The sequence below is a fragment of the Carboxylicivirga linearis genome, assembly GCF_018271995.1.
Lineage (GTDB): Bacteria > Bacteroidota > Bacteroidia > Bacteroidales > Marinilabiliaceae > Carboxylicivirga > Carboxylicivirga linearis.
This window is the reverse complement of sequence record NZ_JAGUCO010000137.1, coordinates 1-591: the sequence shown is the minus strand read 5'-3', so window position 1 is coordinate 591 and position 591 is coordinate 1. Positions and strand designations below refer to the sequence as shown.

The 591-nt window shown below is 42.1% G+C and carries 1 protein-coding gene; it reads right to left on the bottom strand.

What is annotated here, in order from left to right; all coding sequences use genetic code 11:
• Positions 1 to 464: hypothetical protein (locus tag KEM10_RS24040; protein WP_212221019.1), on the bottom strand; the 464-nt coding region annotated here is incomplete at its 3' end.
• Positions 465 to 591 lie beyond the last annotated feature (127 nt).

Below are 591 nucleotides of genomic sequence, written 5' to 3'. Positions count from 1 at the left end.
AACACACCAAACAGACCGTCAAGCTTAGATTTTACAGCAGGGTTATCTCCTGAAAATAATCCTAACAAGGAATCCAGTTCTCCCAATCCATTGGTATTGTTTTGGATTTGGCTCTGTTTCATTTCCTCCTGGATAATAGTTTGTATCTCGGCTCTCTCAATGGGTTCTTTGGGTGGGTTTAAAAGCTTGCTGATATTTACGGTATAACTGTTCAGGCTTCTGGCATTGGGGCTTTTGCCTCCAAACACATCAACCCTGAGTGAACCGTGAGACTGCTTTGCTTTTTCAATGGCACTTTCAATGTCTCGATTAAACTTGTCCGTTCCGGAGGTTCTTGAAGTGAGTGCCGTTTCCTGTGCTGCGGTAACCAGGTATATTTCGTATGCGTAAGGGTACTTTTGTTCGTCCTCCGAACGCTTTATAAATTCGTATATGCTTTGTATTTGCTCTCTGTAATCCAACATAGCTGTATTAATTTCGGTGGGGAATAATCTTCACAAACTCCAATCGGTAAGGCTTAAAGTTTTCCGCTTGGGTTTTGATGTCTATGTAATCGGTGAATACCTGGTAGCGGTACTCATCCATAAAGTC